The organism is Ewingella sp. AOP8-B2-18, assembly GCF_052376015.1.
GTDB lineage: Bacteria > Pseudomonadota > Gammaproteobacteria > Enterobacterales > Enterobacteriaceae > Ewingella > Ewingella allii.
This window is the reverse complement of record NZ_JBQSVB010000006.1, coordinates 1-18,098: the sequence shown is the minus strand read 5'-3', so window position 1 is coordinate 18,098 and position 18,098 is coordinate 1. Positions and strand designations below refer to the sequence as shown.

General features: G+C 50.6%; 14 protein-coding genes and 1 pseudogene. 7 read left to right on the top strand and 8 right to left on the bottom strand.

Annotation, left to right across the window (positions count from 1 at the left end):
* Positions 1–112: 112 nt before the first annotated feature.
* Both ACT3RR_RS13300 and rhaT read left to right on the top strand, forming a co-directional pair.
* Entirely contained in the window at positions 113–1,204 is a 1,092-nt protein-coding gene (locus ACT3RR_RS13300) for a GGDEF domain-containing protein (protein ID WP_485902242.1), read from the top strand.
* Positions 1,205–1,700: 496 nt separating this feature from the next.
* Positions 1,701–2,735, top strand: a complete 1,035-nt coding sequence (gene rhaT, locus ACT3RR_RS13295; RefSeq protein ID WP_485902240.1) for an L-rhamnose/proton symporter RhaT — start codon at positions 1,701–1,703, stop codon at positions 2,733–2,735.
* A 69-nt stretch (positions 2,736–2,804) separates the two neighbouring features.
* On the opposite strand, the gene rhaR is transcribed toward rhaT, so the two are convergent.
* The gene (gene rhaR / locus ACT3RR_RS13290) at positions 2,805–3,674 is read right to left on the bottom strand and encodes an HTH-type transcriptional activator RhaR (RefSeq protein WP_353500864.1); all 870 of its coding nucleotides are present in this window, start codon (positions 3,672–3,674) and stop codon (positions 2,805–2,807) included.
* Positions 3,675–3,762: 88 nt separating this feature from the next.
* Positions 3,763–4,590, bottom strand: coding sequence for an HTH-type transcriptional activator RhaS (gene rhaS / locus ACT3RR_RS13285; protein ID WP_496200495.1), 828 nt, complete (start codon positions 4,588–4,590; stop codon positions 3,763–3,765).
* 330 nt (positions 4,591–4,920) lie between these two features.
* Here rhaS and rhaB point away from each other — a divergent pair, with 330 nt between their 5' ends.
* The 5 genes from rhaB to rhaM are packed head-to-tail and all read left to right on the top strand — an operon-like array spanning position 4,921 to position 10,012.
* On the top strand, positions 4,921–6,396 hold the full coding sequence (gene rhaB, locus ACT3RR_RS13280) for a rhamnulokinase (protein WP_496200494.1): 1,476 nt from the start codon (positions 4,921–4,923) through the stop codon (positions 6,394–6,396).
* On the top strand, positions 6,393–7,649 hold the full coding sequence (locus ACT3RR_RS13275; protein ID WP_353500861.1) for an L-rhamnose isomerase: 1,257 nt from the start codon (positions 6,393–6,395) through the stop codon (positions 7,647–7,649). The genes rhaB and ACT3RR_RS13275 overlap by 4 nt, the downstream gene beginning before the upstream one ends.
* A gap of 42 nt (positions 7,650–7,691) precedes the next feature.
* On the top strand, positions 7,692–8,516 hold the full coding sequence (rhaD, locus tag ACT3RR_RS13270; protein WP_353500860.1) for a rhamnulose-1-phosphate aldolase: 825 nt from the start codon (positions 7,692–7,694) through the stop codon (positions 8,514–8,516).
* Positions 8,517–8,535: 19 nt separating this feature from the next.
* Complete coding sequence (gene fucO, locus ACT3RR_RS13265; protein ID WP_485902231.1) at positions 8,536–9,684, top strand: lactaldehyde reductase; 1,149 nt, start codon at positions 8,536–8,538, stop codon at positions 9,682–9,684.
* Between the two features lie 13 nt (positions 9,685–9,697).
* Complete coding sequence (rhaM, locus tag ACT3RR_RS13260) at positions 9,698–10,012, top strand: L-rhamnose mutarotase (RefSeq protein WP_496200493.1); 315 nt, start codon at positions 9,698–9,700, stop codon at positions 10,010–10,012.
* On the opposite strand, the gene ACT3RR_RS13255 is transcribed toward rhaM, so the two are convergent.
* The 6 genes and pseudogenes from ACT3RR_RS13255 to ACT3RR_RS13230 all read right to left on the bottom strand — a co-directional run.
* A complete protein-coding gene (locus ACT3RR_RS13255; RefSeq protein ID WP_496200492.1) occupies positions 9,987–12,149 on the bottom strand; it encodes a YgiQ family radical SAM protein in 2,163 nt (720 codons plus the stop codon). The genes rhaM and ACT3RR_RS13255 overlap by 26 nt on opposite strands.
* 239 nt (positions 12,150–12,388) lie before the next feature.
* Positions 12,389–14,041 (bottom strand): dihydroxyacetone kinase subunit DhaK, encoded by a 1,653-nt coding sequence (locus ACT3RR_RS13250; RefSeq protein WP_496200491.1) that lies wholly within the window; start codon positions 14,039–14,041, stop codon positions 12,389–12,391.
* Between the two features lie 132 nt (positions 14,042–14,173).
* Positions 14,174–15,541 (bottom strand): L-serine ammonia-lyase, encoded by a 1,368-nt coding sequence (locus ACT3RR_RS13245; RefSeq protein WP_496200490.1) that lies wholly within the window; start codon positions 15,539–15,541, stop codon positions 14,174–14,176.
* A gap of 101 nt (positions 15,542–15,642) precedes the next feature.
* The gene (locus ACT3RR_RS13240; protein ID WP_496200489.1) at positions 15,643–16,926 is read right to left on the bottom strand and encodes an HAAAP family serine/threonine permease; all 1,284 of its coding nucleotides are present in this window, start codon (positions 16,924–16,926) and stop codon (positions 15,643–15,645) included.
* Between the two features lie 503 nt (positions 16,927–17,429).
* On the bottom strand, positions 17,430–17,753 hold the full coding sequence (locus ACT3RR_RS13235) for a helix-turn-helix domain-containing protein (protein WP_353500853.1): 324 nt from the start codon (positions 17,751–17,753) through the stop codon (positions 17,430–17,432).
* Positions 17,743–18,039, bottom strand: a pseudogene (locus tag ACT3RR_RS13230) (type II toxin-antitoxin system RelE/ParE family toxin); the annotation flags it as partial. The gene ACT3RR_RS13235 and the pseudogene ACT3RR_RS13230, both read right to left, overlap by 11 nt.
* Positions 18,040–18,098: the final 59 nt, after the last annotated feature.

Genomic DNA, 18,098 nt, shown 5'->3' with positions numbered 1-18,098 from the left:
TAATCACCTTCCTAGATTATTAGTCGTCAATTTATTTGAACTCAGCTATTTACTGCAGATATTGCAGCATTGATCTATTCATAAGGCCGGACCCTAAATAGAGTGAATTTTAATGATATTTCATGCCTATGATGAATTGCTAAAAAGCAAACATCGTCTTTCGCTATTGTTATTCTTTTTCTTAAATAGTGCATCGGCCCTATTTTCAATGATTAACCCAGCAGTAAAGATGGCTAAAGCCAGCTTGCCCTTAATGATTATTGGGGTGGTGTGCGTATCAGGATTAATATTCATTTATTTGAATAAAAAAACTGAGCTATTCCGTTTAAGTATCTGCTCCATCTTGGTCGGCAGTTTATGGGCATGGCATATAATTCTGCAGTTCGATAAAATCGGTGACTATGATAAGAGTTACTTGCTGGTCAGCCTGCTCAGTATATTCTTTATTAGCGTTATCGCTTTATCAGATAATTTCCTGGCATTTTGCCTTCATGTAGCACCTTCCACTGGAACCGTTATTTTTTTAGACGGTTTCACTCACATCTCCAAGATAATTTTCACCGTTGCCCTGCCGCTCATTGGGCTGTATCTGCACCATATGATGCTTAAACGCAGCGACGCCTTCACCCGCCGAATGTTGACTAATCTCTATAGCGAAAGGGAAAAATTTAGCGATCTTAGTATGCTTGATCCCCTTACCGGTTTGTATAATCGCCGCGGCTTACAAAACAAGCTAGAAACCGTATTCAGTCAGGACAAATCCAGCCATTACGTGATGTTGCTCGATATTGACCACTTCAAAGCCTACAACGATAACTATGGTCATACCATGGGAGATCAGGCTTTGGTGCGGGTCGCAGCAGCCATACGCGATGCCGTTCGTTCTCGCGACGTGGTGGTGCGCTACGGGGGTGAAGAGTTTCTGGTCGTGATGTCGAATGTGTCCCAGGACTACGCGGTACGCATGGCTGAGCGCATTCAAAATAAGGTGCTGAGCTTAAATATTCCCCATAACTTTAATGCTGATGTTTCCACCCATGTGACAGTCAGTGCCGGGCTTTCTACCCTCCATGACGGCGATTTCCCTTCCGCATTAACTGCGGCAGATCAGTTGCTTTATCACGCCAAAAATAGCGGAAGAAATAAAATACTTTATTCTTGGGAAGCTATTCTTTCGACAGATAACATGAAAAACTCGCTGTGAATAACGGCGAGTTTAATGTTTCAAACATTAAAAAAATGGATGCTTAATACGCCAAGAAAATTGGCATTAACCATTATTCCTGAGAAAATTTATTTCATTATTATGACAACCTCGTTTATCCATTAAGGCTGCTGAATGAAATAGCACCATTCAATGCCTATGTTACATCAGTCTGTTACCTCTCGGACGAGTGCCAAGAGTAGAAATTACCCGGATATATTCCGCGATGGTGATTATGACCTCCTTAGCCTGACCAAATTAAATACCCCCTCCCCTTTTTTTTAGCTGCCATTTCTAATCTGTGAACTGCCACATCACCATCTTTTAGCGAATGCCAAATGCGCCCCAATGGTGGCACTCAGTGGAAGGTACCCAATAACAACCCTGCCTAAACTTCGCTCAATGCCGCCCTTAACGTTTATCGCGGCAGTAAAACGTGCCCTCACATAACAACCTCATCTACAACCAGTATGAATAACGAAAAAGGGTTATCAGTATGAGCAGTTCTATTATTCTTGGCATTATCTGGCACTTGGTGGGCGCCGCCAGCGCAGCTTGTTTTTACGCCCCGCTCAAGCAAGTTAAAAAGTGGTCGTGGGAGACCATGTGGTCGATGGCCGGCCTCTTCTCATGGATAGTTCTGCCATGGGCAGTGAGCTATGTTCTATTGCCAGATTTTTGGGCCTATTACAGCTCATTCAGTCTTTCAACACTGCTACCTATCTTCCTGTTTGGGGCAATGTGGGGCATAGGTAATATCAACTATGGTCTGACCATGCGCTATTTAGGCATGTCGCTGGGGATAGGCATCGCCATCGGTATCACCCTCATAATTGGCACGCTCATGACACCCGTTCTGCAAGGGAAAGTTGATGTGCTGATAGGAACGGCGGGCGGCAGAATGACGCTGCTCGGGGTGTTGGTCGCGGTGATTGGCGTTGCCGTGGTCAGCTACGCAGGCTACCTGAAGGAAAAATCGCTGGGCATCAAAGCAGAGGAATTTAACCTCAAGAAGGGGCTTATTTTGGCCGCTTTCTGCGGTATTTTCTCCGCCGGAATGTCATTTGCCATGAGCGCCGCGACGCCTATGCATGAATCAGCCGCGCAGCTAGGTTTGAATCCCCTCTATGTTGCCTTGCCAAGCTATGTTGTCATTATGGGCGGCGGCGCGATCGTCAACCTCGGCTTCTGCTTTATTCGGCTGGCAACCCGTCGCGAACTTTCCGTGAAAGCAGATCTGTCGATTGCTAAACCTCTGCTCATCACGAATGCGCTGTTTGCCATCTTGGGCGGCACCATGTGGTACCTGCAATTCTTCTTCTATGCATGGGGCCACGCCAGCATTCCGTCAGAGTACGGCTACATGAGCTGGATGTTACACATGAGTTTCTACGTCTTGTGCGGCGGTATTGTTGGCCTGTTGCTCAAAGAGTGGCTAGGCGTGGGCAAGAAGCCGGTGGCAATTTTGTCTCTGGGATGTCTGATCATTATTCTGGCCGCCAACATCGTGGGCATGGGAATGTCGGCCTAATCCCTTAATCACATTGCCTACAGCGACTGCCACAAAGATAAACTCACTGTGGCAGTCGCTCCATGAGCATCAGGATAATGTCGGCACCACCATCGGCTTAACGACATGTTTCATAAAGCGCTGGCGATAATCTCTTGGCGATACCCCGCAGGCTCGGTTAAACACCACTGAAAAATAGTTGCTGTCATCAAAGCCGCATTCCGCCGCAACTTCACCAATGGTCCGATCGCTGTAACGCAGTAAACTCATAGCCCGACATAGCCGTAGTTGTCTTAAGTAGTGCGACACGCTCATGCCGGTATGCTGTTTGAACAAGGCTCGCACTGCGCGTAGCCCTACGCCGTGCTTCTGGCAGAAACTCTCCAGATGGAACGGCTCGCTAATACTCGCTCGCAGTGCCATCAGCAGCAGATCTAGCTGGTGAGCATCGGGTAAAACGCCGCTATTTGGCGGGTGACGATAACGCAGCAGCAAGAGGGCGAGCTGCATCAATAAGGCTTCACTGAGCTGAACCGAGATTGATTCTGATTTCATACATTCAGCAGAAAGCTCGTCGACTTTATCCCGTAAAGCCGTCATGCCAAGGGAACTGAGCCGCCAATAGCGCTGCTCCTGGCTTACGCCCTCCCCTGGCAGCAGTTGGGTCCAATCGGCAGCCAGACGAAAGCGTTCGCGACAATACAGAATATTGTCCAGCGCCAGGTCATTGACTGACTCATAGCTATGTCGGTCATTGGCATTGATATAGAACAGATCGCCGCAGGTAATGGGGTAAGGAATGCCATTCCAAATATGCGTGCCGTTACCCCGCCAAACAATCACTAACTCGTCAAAGTCGTGATCATGGGAAGGGAAATTTGCCTGAGGGTGGCGTTCGGCCACCATGACGGAGTTTTTATTGGTCAGAAAAAAATCATTTTTCATTAATTTAAGCTGCATCGTGGCTATCCCCAAACCCATTCAGTCAAAGGAATATAAGCGCAGGGCAAATTTTATACCCGCATCAAGCAGCCAAAAGGTGCGGCAGCTAACGCAATTGGTTGCGCATCAGTTTTGGCGACATGGAGAACTCCCGGCGAAACTGCGTCGAGAAATGATTACTGTCGCTGAAGCCACAGGCGTAGGCGATATCGGTAATGCTTTGATCGCTATGGTGTAGCCTGCGGCGTGCCTCGAGCAAACGTAGGCGATTAAGATAACGCTGAGGCGTCATACCAGTTTGCTGCTTCATTTGCCGATGTAAGGTACGTAGTGCCAACGTAAATCGATCTGCGGCTTCCGGCCAGTTAATCTCCTCACTGTAATGGCCATGCAGCCATTCGAGTAGCTGGTTAATTTTGTTTTCCGAGGGGTCTCGCAATAGTGGCTGGAAACACCCCTGATAGAGCAGGATCAACAGGTGTAGAAACTGGCTTTCCGTCGCCGCGATTTGCTGGGGGTGGGTTCCCCCCGCATGCTGCTCTAAAACAGCGATACATTGTAGAGCCTGCTGCAACAAAGTTGGGCTAAGCTGCCAATGCACCTGTTGCTGATAGTGATGTTCTTGCGGGAGAAATTGCCCGACGTCGTGCAGAAAACGAAATGCCTGTGGTGAACGATAAAGCACATTCGTCAGCCGAAGATTATCGACGCTTTCAAAAAGATGGTGGTCACTGGCGCGCACGAAACAGACAGTGCCGACGGTAAGTGTATAAGGTGCATCATTAAAGATATGCACGCCAGACCCACTCTCCACCAGCATGATCTCGTGGAAATCATGGTAATGCTCAGGGAAGGCTTCCTGCGGAGTTCGCCGTTCCACGGCTATGGTTAACTCTGGTGAAGCAAAATAATCATCGCCAATTAGTAACGTCATGTCTCGCCTCCTGTCCTCAATAAGTGAAATAACCCTATCCTGACCACCGGCGGATAACCTTAAAACGACGGCATAGAAAACGCGTTCTGCGGTTATTTTTTAAAGATTTGCCGACTGTTGAAAGGAACTGCGGCGAAGATCACAACCTATAATTGCAAAATTCTTCCCATTACATTCGCGGTGAAATTCCTTCGTTTTTATCGTTTTGTGATCCACTCCCCCATCACCTTTTTGATGCTGCCAACTGCCTCCATTGCTTGGCATTCACGGGAAGGTCATGCCCCAGCTCCCCGCCTAAACTGCGACCATATCTGAAAAGGAATGGCCGTTATGACACTCCACCATATTGCTGCAATTGATCTGGGCGCCTCGAGTGGGCGCGTGATGCTTGCAACCTTTAATAGTGAACATAAAGCGCAACTGACGCTGAAAGAGATCCATCGTTTTCCTAATACGCTGGTGAAAGTTGATGGCTATGACACTTGGGATCTCGACGCTCTAGAGCAGCATATTCTTACTGGCCTGACCCTGCTGGAGAGTGCCGATATTCGCCTCGACAGCATTGGGATTGATACCTGGGGAGTCGATTTTGTCTTGCTGGACGCGCAGGGAAACCGTGTCGGCCTGCCCGTCGCTTACCGTGATAAACGCACGGACGGCGTGATGGAACAAGCCTGTTTTGAGCTTGGTCGAGACGTGATTTATCGCACCACGGGCATTCAGTTCTTGCCGTTCAATACCCTCTACCAGTTAAAAGCGCTGACTCGCCAGCAGCCAGAATGGCTCCCGCAAATAGACCGCCTTCTGCTGATGCCTGACTATCTGTATTACCGTTTAACCGGCGTGATGAACTGGGAACATACCAATGCCAGTACCACACAGATGGTCAATATTCACAGCGGAGAGTGGGATGAAAAGTTGCTCGAATATGCGGGCATTCCGCAAAGCTGGCTAGAGAAGCCCTCCCAACCGGGCAAATCATTAGGCTATTGGCTGTCTCCTAACGGGCACCGCGTGCCGGTAACCAGCGTTGCCACCCATGACACGGCGAGTGCCGTGGTGGCCGCCCCAATGTCCGGAAAAAACTCAGCTTATCTCAGCTCCGGTACCTGGTCGCTGATGGGGATCGAAAGCCCGAAAGCCTTCACCCATCGCGCGGCTCTTGAGGCGAATTTCACCAATGAAGGCGGGATTAACGGCAGTTATCGCGTATTAAAAAACATCATGGGACTGTGGCTGTTGCAGCGCATCTGCAACGAGCTGAACGTGCAGGATTTGCCGTCCTTAATTAACGAGGCGGCCGCGCTGCCGGCCTTTGTCAGCCTCATCAATCCCAACGATTCGCGCTTTATTAACCCCGCATCCATGGTCGATGCCATCTGTGAAGCCTGCCATGAGCAGGGGGAGCCGGTCCCAACAAACCCTGCGGCATTAGCACGCTGCATCTTTGACAGCCTTGCCATGCTTTATCGTCAAACGGCTCAGCAGCTCGCTGAACTACAAGGAGCACCGCTGGAGGCAATCCATATTGTCGGCGGCGGCTGCCAGAATGCTTTTCTCAATCAACTTTGTGCCGATGTCTGCCAAATTCCTGTGACCGCTGGGCCTGTCGAGGCTTCCACCCTCGGCAATATCGGCTGCCAGCTGATGGCCCTTAACTTGGTCAAAGATGTCGACCTTTATCGGCAAATGCTCTCTAGCCAATTCCCACAGCAGCGCTATGTGCCGCAGCCTGTACCCAATCTTGCTACCCACTGGTGTCGCTTTCAGGCACTCAGTAACGCCAATGAGGAACTCGCAGTATGACTTCATCTATAGATCATGCATGGACGCTCGCGAAAGAGCGCTTTTCCCAACTCGGTATTGATGCCGAAGACGCGATGCAGAAACTCGACACCCTACCTGTATCAATGCACTGCTGGCAGGGTGACGACGTTGCCGGTTTTGAAAATCCAGAAGGCGCATTAACAGGAGGGATTCAGGCCACCGGCAGTTATCCGGGTAAAGCTAAAAATGCACAGCAACTGCGTGCCGATTTAGAACAGGCCCTGTCGCTTATTCCCGGCCCTAATCGCCTGAATTTACATGCTTTATATTTGGAATCTGACAAGCCTGTCGCACGCAATGAAATCGAACCCAAACACTTTAGCCAGTGGGTCGAATGGGCGAAGAAAAACCAGCTAGGGCTGGACTTTAACCCTTCATGCTTCTCACACCCATTAAGTGCAGATGGCTTCACGCTGTCGCACGCCAATCCTGAAATCCGCCAGTTTTGGATTGAACACTGTCAGGCCAGTCGCCGGATTTCCGCCTCTTTCGGCAAGGCGCTCAATACCCCATCGGTGATGAATATCTGGATCCCTGATGGCATGAAAGATCTCACCGTTGATCGCCTCGCCCCGCGTGAAAGGCTATTAAGCGCGCTTGATGAAGTCATTGCTGAGAAACTCGATCCCCACCATCACATTGACGCAGTAGAAAGCAAATTGTTCGGCATCGGCACGGAAAGCTATACCGTCGGCTCGAATGAGTTTTATCTGGGCTATGCGGCCAGCCGCCAAACTGCACTGTGTCTGGATGCAGGTCATTTCCATCCAACGGAAGTCATCTCCGACAAAATCTCCAGCGTGATGCTGTACGTCCCGCGCCTGCTGCTTCACGTCAGCCGCCCGGTACGCTGGGACAGCGACCACGTGGTATTGCTGGATGACGAAACTCAGGCCATCGCCAACGAGATCATCCGCCACAAGCTGTTCGACCGGGTACACATCGGACTCGATTTCTTCGACGCATCCATCAATCGCATCGCGGCATGGGTCATCGGTACGCGCAATATGAAAAAAGCGTTGCTGCGCGCCCTGCTCGAACCCACCGACTTGCTGAAAAAGCTCGAGAACGAGGGGGACTACACCGCAAGACTGGCGCTGCTCGAAGAACAGAAATGCCTACCGTGGCAAGCCGTGTGGGATATGTATTGCCTGCGCCATGACGTGCCGGTCGGCAGCCAATGGCTGGATAACGTTCGCCATTATGAAAAAACTGAACTCGCAAAACGATAAAAGCTAACTCACTATTTTTTAAGATTTTAAAGGTATTTAACGATGAAAACTTTACTCAACGCTTGGTTCGTCCAGGGCATGATCAAAGCCACCAGCGATATGTGGCTGAAAGGCTGGGATGAGCGCAACGGCGGCAACGTCAGCCTGCGCCTGTTGCCAGAAGATGTCGCGCCCTATAAAGCCGATTTTTACAGCGAGCCACGGTCAGTAGCCCTAACTCAAGCAGCACCGGAACTGGCGAATCACTACTTTATCGTCACTGGCTCGGGCAAGTTCTTCCGCAATGTTCAGCTGTCGCCCGCCGAGTCTTTGGCCGTTATACAACTTAACGGTCAGGGGACGGGTTACCGCATTCTGTGGGGCTTAACTGCCGGGGGCTTACCGACCTCCGAGCTGGCTGCGCATCTTCAATCTCATATCGTTCGCATGAAAGTGACTGATGGTCAGGATCGAGTGATCATGCACTGCCATGCCACTAACCTGATTGCTCTGACCTACGTGCTTGAGCTTGATAGCGCAAAATTCACTCGCGAAATTTGGGAATGCAGCACCGAATGTCTGGTGGTATTCCCTGATGGTATCGGCATTGTGCCGTGGATGGTGCCGGGCACGGATGGCATCGGTGCAGCGACTGCCGATCAGATGCAACACCACACTCTGGTGCTCTGGGCTTATCACGGCATTTTCGGCAGCGGCCCTTCCCTCGACGATGCCTTTGGACTTATTGATACCGCTGAGAAATCCGCAGAGATATTGGTCAAAGTGATTGCAATGGGCGGCAAGAAGCAAACCATTTCTACCGAGGAATTGATTGCATTGGGCGAGCGTTTCGACGTCAAACCTTTTGCCGCCGCACTCAAAGCATAATGATGAAAAGGAACGCGTTATGAGCTTTATGTTGGCTTTACCTAAAATTAGCTTACATGGGCAAGGTGCCATCACGGATATGGTGGCACTGCTCCAGACCAAGATCTCCGGCAAAGCGCTCATAGTCACGGATGCCCAGCTGATCGAACTCGGCCTGCTCGACGGCCTGTTTGACGCTTTAGAAGCAGCCAGCTTGCCCTATGCACTCTATAGCGGCGTCTCGCCAAACCCCACCAGTGAAATCGTGGATGAAGGCTACCGGCTCTATGCGCAGAATAAATGCAGCTATCTGATCGCGTTTGGCGGCGGCAGCCCGATTGATACAGCGAAAGGCATCAAAATCCTCACTGCCAACCCTGCGCCGGTCACGGCCTATTCGGGCGTTGGCAAGGTGAAAAACCCAGGTGCGTTTTTGGTGGCGATCAACACTACGGCAGGCACCGCGGCCGAGTTAACCAGTAACGCGGTGATCACCGACAGCCAGCGTCAGGTCAAAGAAGTGATCATCGACACCAACCTGATCCCTGATATCGCCGTGGATGATCCCGCCATTATGTTGGCCATCCCTGCAAGCGTCACTGCCGCAACCGGCATGGATGCCCTTACCCATGCTATCGAGGCTTACGTCTCTGTTGGGGCACATCCCCTGACGGATCCGACGGCGCTGGCGGCGATCGGTACCATTAGCCAATGGTTGCCAGCAGCAGTAGAGAACGGCAAGGATTTACAGGCACGCGAGAAGATGGCCCACGGTCAATATCTGGCGGGTATGGCATTCAATAGCGCCGGGTTGGGACTGGTTCACGCACTGGCTCACCAGCCGGGCGCCACGCACAACCTGCCGCACGGTGTCTGCAACGCCATATTACTGCCGATCGTTGAAGCCTTTAATCGGCCATCCTGTCCGCAGAGGTTTGCAGAGATTGCTCGTGCTATGGGGGTAGATATCAGCGGGATGGATGAAGAAAGCGCCAGCCACGCTGCGCTCGACGCTATCCGCGCACTCTCTCAACGCGTGGGTATTCCTTCAGGTTTTGCCGAGCTGGGCATCACGAAAGACGATATCGAAGGCTGGCTGGATAAAGCACTGGCAGACCCTTGCGCGCCCTGCAACCCAAGAGAAGCTTCTCGGGAACAGGTCCGTGAACTCTATCTCAACGCGATGTAATGAGGGGACACAAATGATTCGTAAAGCTTTTGTGATGCAGGTGAATCCTGACGCGCACGCCGAATATCAGCGGCGGCACACCCCTATCTGGCTGGAGTTAGAAGAAACGCTGAAGGCCCACGGAGCGCATCACTACAGCATTTTCTTGGATGAGCAGCGCAGCTTGCTGTTTGCCACCGTAGAGATTGAATCTGAAGCGCGCTGGAATGCAGTAGCAGACACCGAAATTTGCCAAAAATGGTGGCGACATATGGCGGATATTATGCCCGCCAATGCCGATAATAGCCCGGTGAGTCATAGTCTTAAGCCGGTTTTTTACCTCGACTAGCGGTGCTCTTTCTCACGCCAGATTGGAGGGGCTTCTGCCCCTCTGTAAAGCGTGTAGCTGCCGGATGGGCGCTGAATTTTGGTCGATTGGCGTTATAGCCCCTGCTATTTTCGGCGGGAACCAGACACTCCGAACGTTCGCCGATAAGATGCTTGAGCCCCAGCGTCACTAGCCCTTCACGGATCACTGGCCAGTTCGCCTGATCGTGATAGCGTAGTAAGGCTTTGTGCAAACGCCGCTGGCGATCTCCTTTAGGTATCACCACGTCTTCGCTTTTGTAATCCACCTTATTCAACGGATTTTTGCCGCTGTAATACATGGTGGTCGCACTGGCGAGTGGTGATGGGTAGAAGTTTTGTACCTGATCCAGTCGGAAGCGATTCTCTTTCAACCACAGGGCTAAATTAACCATATCTTCGTCCTGCGTCCCTGGATGTGCCGAAATAAAATAGGGGATCAGATACTGCTTTTTCCCGGCAGCTTTCGAATATTGGTCAAAGAGCTTCTTAAAGCGATGATAGCTGCCCATGCCAGGTTTCATCATCTTAGATAAAGGTCCCGTTTCGGTATGCTCAGGGGCAATCTTCAAATATCCCCCAACGTGATGCTCCGCTAGCTCCTTAATATAAAGTGGGTCTTGTACAGCGAGGTCATAACGCACACCCGATGCAATCAGGATTTTCTTGATACCTTTCAAAGCACGAGTACGCCGATATAACTTAATGGTCGGCTCATGATTAGTGTCCATATGCTGGCAAATATCAGGGTAGACGCAGGAGGCGCGACGGCAGGTTTGTTCTGCACGTGGCGACTGACAGCGCAACATATACATGTTCGCAGTAGGCCCACCCAAGTCCGAAATCACGCCGGTGAATCCCGGCACGCGATCGCGGATCTCTTCAATTTCTCTGACAATAGAATCGGCAGAACGGCTCTGAATAATTCGCCCTTCATGTTCGGTGATCGAGCAGAAAGAGCAGCCGCCATAGCAACCGCGCATGATATTCACGGAAAAACGGATCATCTCATACGCGGGGATACGCATCTGACCATAAGAAGGATGCGGCACTCGTTGGAAAGGCAGGGCGAAAACTGAGTCCATCTCATCGGTGGCGAGGGGGATCGCAGGCGGATTGATCCACACGTAACGGTCGCCATGTTTTTGCATCAGCGCCCGCGCGCAGCCGGGGTTAGTTTCGTGATGCAAGATCCGAGAAGCATGGGCATACATCACTTTGTCATTTTTAACTTTCTCAAACGAGGGCAACAGAACGTAGGTTTTTTCCCAAGGTTTCGGCTTAGGTGCGCGAACGGTGATGGGCTGCGGGCCATCGGCTTCGGGCAGTATTCCTTCAGCGCAAGGCAGGTCTTCACCATAGGGGTTCATTATTGGCTCGATGCGGCCTGGTTTATCAAGGCGCGTTGAGTCCACCCCGCTCCAGCCCGTCAATGCCATTTTGCGCATCACCGCCGTATTGCGCACATCAACGATCTCGCTGATGTGCTCCCCTGCTGCCAGCCGGTGCGCCACTTCAACCAGCGGTCGCTCACCGTTGCCGTAAATCAACATATCGGCCTTGGAGTCAACCAGCACCGAACGACGCACCGTGTCAGACCAATAGTCGTAATGGGCGATACGACGCAGGCTGGCTTCTATTCCGCCGAGCACCACTGGCACATCATTAAAGGCTTCTTTGCAGCGCTGGGAATACGCCACCGTGGCGCGGTCTGGCCGTTTGCCCCCGACGTTATCCGGGGTGTATGCATCGTCATGGCGCAATTTTCTATCTGCCGTATAACGGTTGATCATCGAGTCCATGTTGCCCGCCGTCACGCCAAAAAACAGGTTCGGCTTGCCCAACTTCATGAAGTCATCTTTGGACGTCCAGTCAGGCTGGGAGATGATCCCCACGCGGAACCCCTGCGCTTCGAGCATGCGGCCAATGATTGCCATACCAAAGCTGGGGTGATCCACATAGGCATCGCCCGTCACCACAATCACATCGCAGCTATCCCAGCCAAGCTGGTCCATCTCCTCGCGGGACATGGGTAAAAATGGGGCGGTGCCATAGCACTCGGCCCAATAAAGGGGATAGGAAAACAGATGGCGCTCGGGCTGGATCAGGCTGGCAGACATAGAAGCTCTTCGTTAGCGGAGTGACATTATGAATATTTTGGCGAGGAATTATACGGATAAGCCACACAGAGCGTGGGGAAGAAGCGACTTTGCCTGCTTTAGATCAACCTTTTGGCCGAACTGCTGGAGCTTCGCAATAAGGCTTCATGCAGAAATAAATAGCGCCCATAAAAAATGGCCCGCATGGAAAACCACACAGGCCGTTTTTATTTCAGCGCATATACAGCATATAAAGAAGGTTATTTGGCGAGCGCCTCAAACACTTTTTCCACTGCCACTGCGCCCGGATCTTTCACCCCTTTCAGACTATTACTGCTGAGGTAAGAGGAGCGCCCCGCGTTGGCTTTCTTCATGGTGGAAGTGTCCTTGGCGCCTTTTGCGGCGGCCTTGGCGGCGGCTTTCAGGTCGCCTTTTTTACCCAAAGCTTCCAGAGCGGGCTGCAAGGCATCAATCATGGTGCGGTCGCCCAAGTCAGCCCCGCCGTAGTGCTTCATGCGTTCCAAACCAAACAACAGCGCCTCGTTGATCTTTTTCCCTTCTGCCACTTTTTGCCCGGCGGCGGTGAAGAAAATCGACATCAGTACGCCACTCGAGCCGCCCATGACAGTTGCCAGGCGATCGCCGACCACGGCTAACAGCGCAGAAAGGTCGTTAAGCGGCAGCTTTTTGCCTTTGTTTTGCTCTTGGATATCACGCGCGCCGGAGGCGAAGGTTGAACCGGTATCGCCATCGCCGACTTTGGCGTCCAGCTTATTCAGCTCATCTTCCAGCCCGGATAACGTCTCGGTGACTACCTCGACAATCTTGCCCACTTCGGCATTGGTTGAGGCCTTAACTTTTGATTTCTGCCCCAGCTTTTTGGCTTTCAACGTCGGCAGTTTTTCCAATTTCACCAGGGGCTGCCAGCCTGCGGCTTCGACATCCGCCAACAGCGCTTTTTCTGTTTCATCGTCGAGCACGATGGTGGAAAGCGAGAAGCCTTTCATATCTAACGCGCTGACCAGCGCCGCAGGGCCAATCAGATAGCGAATCGACTTGCCGAGCGCCGAATGCACCAGCTCTTTGGTCAGCTGATTCATCTCCAGAGGAGAAACGCCGCCGAGGTTATTAATCAATACCGCCAGTTTGTCGCTTTTCTTCACCTGCGCCTGTAGCTTCTCGACCAGGGTGGCAACGACTTTTTCACTGTTCTGAGTTTTGATTTTCGACACGCCCGGCTCGCCGTGGATACCCAAACCTAGCTCAACCTGTCCGGCAGGGATGCGGCTCTCTTCCTCTTCTTTGCCGCTGTCTCCCGGCAAACTACAGCCGGTCATCGCCACGCCAATGCTCGAGGTGGCATCAATAGCCTTTTGCGCCGCGGCGGTTACCGCCTTGAGTGACTTACCTTTTTCAGACACATAGCCCGCGATTTTGTGCACCAGCACGGTGCCGGCAATGCCGCGAGGCTGCTTGTTATCCGGCAAGGAGATGTCGTCGGACACCATCACTAAATCGACTTTGTAACCCAGGTTTTTGGCTTTTTCAGCCGCCAGCCCAAAGTTGAGACGGTCGCCGGTGTAGTTTTTCACAATCAACAAGCAGCCAGCTTCGCCCGTGACGGCAATAATGGCGTTAAGCACCGCGTCGACGCTGGGAGAAGCAAAAACGTCGCCACAGACGGCGGCGGTTAACATGCCTTTGCCGATAAATCCGACGTGCGCCGGTTCATGGCCGGAGCCGCCGCCGGAGATCAGCGCGACTTTCTTTTTGTCCCAGTCGCTGCGAACCACAACGCGAATGGCCGGATCGATGTCCAGCTTGGCGAGATTTTTGTAGGGGGAAGTAAGAATTGCGCCTTCAATTACGTCGTTAATCAGATTCTTGCGGTCATTCATGAAAAATGTCGACATGCCGATTCGTCCCTTTAACTGTTATTGAGTATGGTCAGATTTGTGAATACCTCTAAACCAACATAGCACAGAGCAGCAGGAGATTTGGGGCGGAAAGGCGGTTTCCCGCCTTAGAGAAAACAGATTTTTTGACTAATCGCACGCCACAACGGCGATGGCCAATCCGCCGCGCGAGGTTTCGCGGTATTTAGAATTCATGTCTTTGCCGGTTTCATACATGGTTTCAATGACTTTATCGAGACAGACGCGTGGCTCGCTGGTGCGGCGTAGCGCCATACGCGAAGCATTCACCGCCTTCACGGCTGAGATGGCATTTCGCTCGATGCAAGGCACCTGAACCTGCCCGGCCAGTGGATCACAGGTTAAACCGAGGTGATGCTCCATAGCGATTTCTGCCGCCATAAACACCTGCGCCGTGCTGCCGCCCAGCAGTTCGGTAAGCCCCGCCGCCGCCATTGAACAGGCCACGCCGACCTCCCCCTGGCACCCGACTTCGGCACCCGAGATAGAGGCGTTCATTTTGAACAGAACGCCCACCGCGCCAGCGGCTAAGAAAAAGCGGCTGTAAGAGTCCGGGCTGACCGGCCGAATAAACTGATCGTAGTAAGTCAGCACCGCGGGGATGATGCCACAGGCGCCGTTGGTTGGCGCAGTCACCACGCGGCCACCGGCGGCGTTCTCTTCATTGACCGCCATGGCGTACATGTTTATCCAGTCGACGACGCCCATCGGGTCAACATTATTCTTATCCTGCGTTACCAGTATCCGGCGCAAAGCAGCGGCGCGGCGGTTAATTTTCATAGGGCCCGGCAGCAGGCCTTCGGTGTGAATACCGCGAGTAATGCCCTCGCTCATCACATCCCAGATAGCCGCAAAATGTTCGGCAATCTCAGTTTTCGAGTGACCCGCGAGTTCGTTTTGCATCATCACGCCGGATAGCGATAAGCCGGTATTATTGCAGTGCTGCTGCAAGTCATGGGCGGATTTGAATGGGAATGGCATGGTGACCGCGCTCTCTTCCTGCATACCAAAACGGCTGGCTTCGACGATAAACCCGCCGCCAATCGAGTAATAAGTTTGGCTATAAAGCAGCTGCTCGCCGTCGAAGGCGCTCAGGGTCATGCCATTTTCATGTAGAGGCAGATTGGTGGAATGGAAGTTCATGTTGCCCTGCATTGGGAACTCCACCTCTTTGGCACCATTGGCCAGCATCAGTTTGCCCGTGCTTTCCACATCACGAATAAAACCAGGGATCGCATCGATATTTACTGTATCGGGTAAATTACCGGCAAGCCCCATGATAATGGCTAAATCCGTGTGGTGGCCTTTACCGGTCAGAGATAAAGAACCATAAACATCCACCACGACACGAGAAGTATTATTAATATGGCCGAGGGCGATAAGCTCATCGCTAAATATTTTCCCGGCTTTCATTGGCCCAACGGTGTGAGAACTCGAAGGCCCAATACCAATTTTGAAAATATCGAAGATGCTAATCACGTTAGACTCCATGGCAATAAAATTTCAGAAAAATCAGGAAGGAAAGTTTTGGATAGAGGGGCAGAATATTCCTGCCCCTTCTTTATTATTAAAGGTGAAGATTAACCCAGAAGAGTATAAACAATCGCAGACATGGCAATTAAACCCATAATAACCACGAACACGTTACTAATATGACCACTGTATTTTTTCATTGCCGGCACTTTGCGAATCGCATACATCGGCATGAGGAATAACAGCATTGCAATAATAGGCCCGCCGATATTTTCAATCATCCCCAAAATGCTTGGGTTTAATGTCGCCACGGCCCAGGTCGTCAGCAACATGAAAATAGCGGTGTAGCGATTCAGTGTTGGCAGCGCGATATTTTTACCTTTGCTGCGCAATGACTTAATCACCATACCGTTAAAGCCTTCGCGAGCACCTAAATAATGGCCTAGGAAAGATTTAGTGATCGCGATAAAGGCAATAAATGGCGCGATATATTCAATCAGTGGATTAGAGAAGTGATTGGCGAGATAAGACAAGATAGAGATGTTCTGCGTTTTCGCTTCCATCAGGTCAGTCGGAGAGAGGCTCAGCACGCAGCTGAACACGAAGAACATCACGGTCAGCACCATCATGATGTGGCTATAAGCCAGGATGCGTGAACATTTCTTCTCAGCGCCTTCGCCATACTCTTTACGCTTGGCCACCGCGAAAGAAGAGATGATTGGCGAGTGGTTGAAGGAGAACACCATCACCGGAATGACCAGCCACAGCGTCATCAGCATGCCGCTACCCACGCCATTGCCAGACATTGAGACGTTTTCAAATACCGAGGTATTCCAGTTCGGGATGAGATAAAACGCCAGCGCCATCAGCACGGCAACAAAAGGGAACACCAGAATGCTCATCGCTTTCACGATTAAGTCCTGCCCAAAATGGACGATCCCCATTAGGCCAAGGATCAAGACCAGAGACAACAGCGCGCGCGGCGGCGCCGTCCAGTGCATCTGATGAGTAATAAAGCTTTCGACCGTATTGGTTATCGCGACGCTATAAACCAACAAGATAGGATAAATAGCAAAGAAATATAATAGAGTAATTAACTTACCGGCTGAAATTCCAAAGTGCTCTTCAACAACTTCGGTAATATCTTCGCCCGCATTTTTACCTGACAATACAAAACGCGTCAGACCTCGGTGAGCAAAAAAGGTCATTGGGAAAGCGAGTACGACCATAATAAGTAGCGGAATTAAACCACCAATCCCGGCATTAATAGGTAAGAACAGAACGCCTGCACCAATTGCTGTACCATACAGACCCAGCATCCACATGGTATCGGTTTTACGCCAGGTACTGGTTGAGACATTTACCTGCGTATCAATATGTGTATTGTCCATAATCCCTCGGTATAAAAAACAATCTGTTATTTATAATTGATTTTTAACTACGTTGTAATGCCACAAGCGCGCCGTTAAAAAACCAATGAATCGCTTAAAACATATCATTAATGGCGGGATGATACCTATCGGCAGCATAAAAAGCTGTCATTTCGCTCTGCTTTGAGATCAAAGTCACGATTAATAGCTAATGCTCGATAATAAGCCTTAGAAAACACCTTTTATTAACATAATTGCCCTGTAGATGATCCCAACTTAGGACATTCAGTAACAAATTATATTTGTAGTCACCTACTTATATCTGCGCGTTATTTGTTCAGATCGCACAAAAATAAAACCAATTGACGATAATTTTGGCGTTTTTGTTATTAGGGTGATTTAGAGGATGTTAATAGTTGCGGTGGGTGATTTATTGTGTGGAGTATTTCTGGCATGAGGGTTGAGTTATCGATTCCTGTCACTATGCCAGTGTTAAAGCCAAATCCAAAATCTCATCACAACCTTTAGAGCAACACTTTCAATCCATGTTTTTGCACAACAGAGAGTAACTTCAAGGCTAAACCACTCGGCCTTTTTAACCCGGTTTCCCACTTCTGGATAGTCGAAACGCTGGTGTTAAGGTACTTGGCAAAAACTGGCTGACTGATGTTCAGGCCATTTCTAAGGGATTTGATCTCGTCTGGCTGCAAGTCGTCAACAACCGATAAACAGGTTGCATCAAACTGACGCATGGTTTCCTGACTAATAGCATCAACACTTCTTAAGCCTGACGCCGCGCTGTGAATAGCTTCAAACGCAGGGCTTTTGAACTTACTTTTAGTAGTCATGGCAAATCTCCACTAATTCATTCTGTATTATCATTTCTGTGAGTTTTACTTCTTGCAGTGCTGCATATTGCTTAGCTAGAACCTTGAACGCAGCGAGTTCGGCATCATCAATATTAGACTTGTCTTGTTTAGAAAAAAGAAAAGCATAGAACCAATTTTGACCACCTTTAGCGAGAATAATTGAACGATCTCTATTCTTATTAAGGCGCTTCTTGTAAACACCTCCGCCTAAGTCCTCCGCTTTACCTTCAAGTACCTTTTTAAGAGCGTCACATAAAGCAACATCGGCTTTGTTGAATAAATCGAACTTTTGCTGAGTTGAAGGATCAGATCACGCATCTTCCC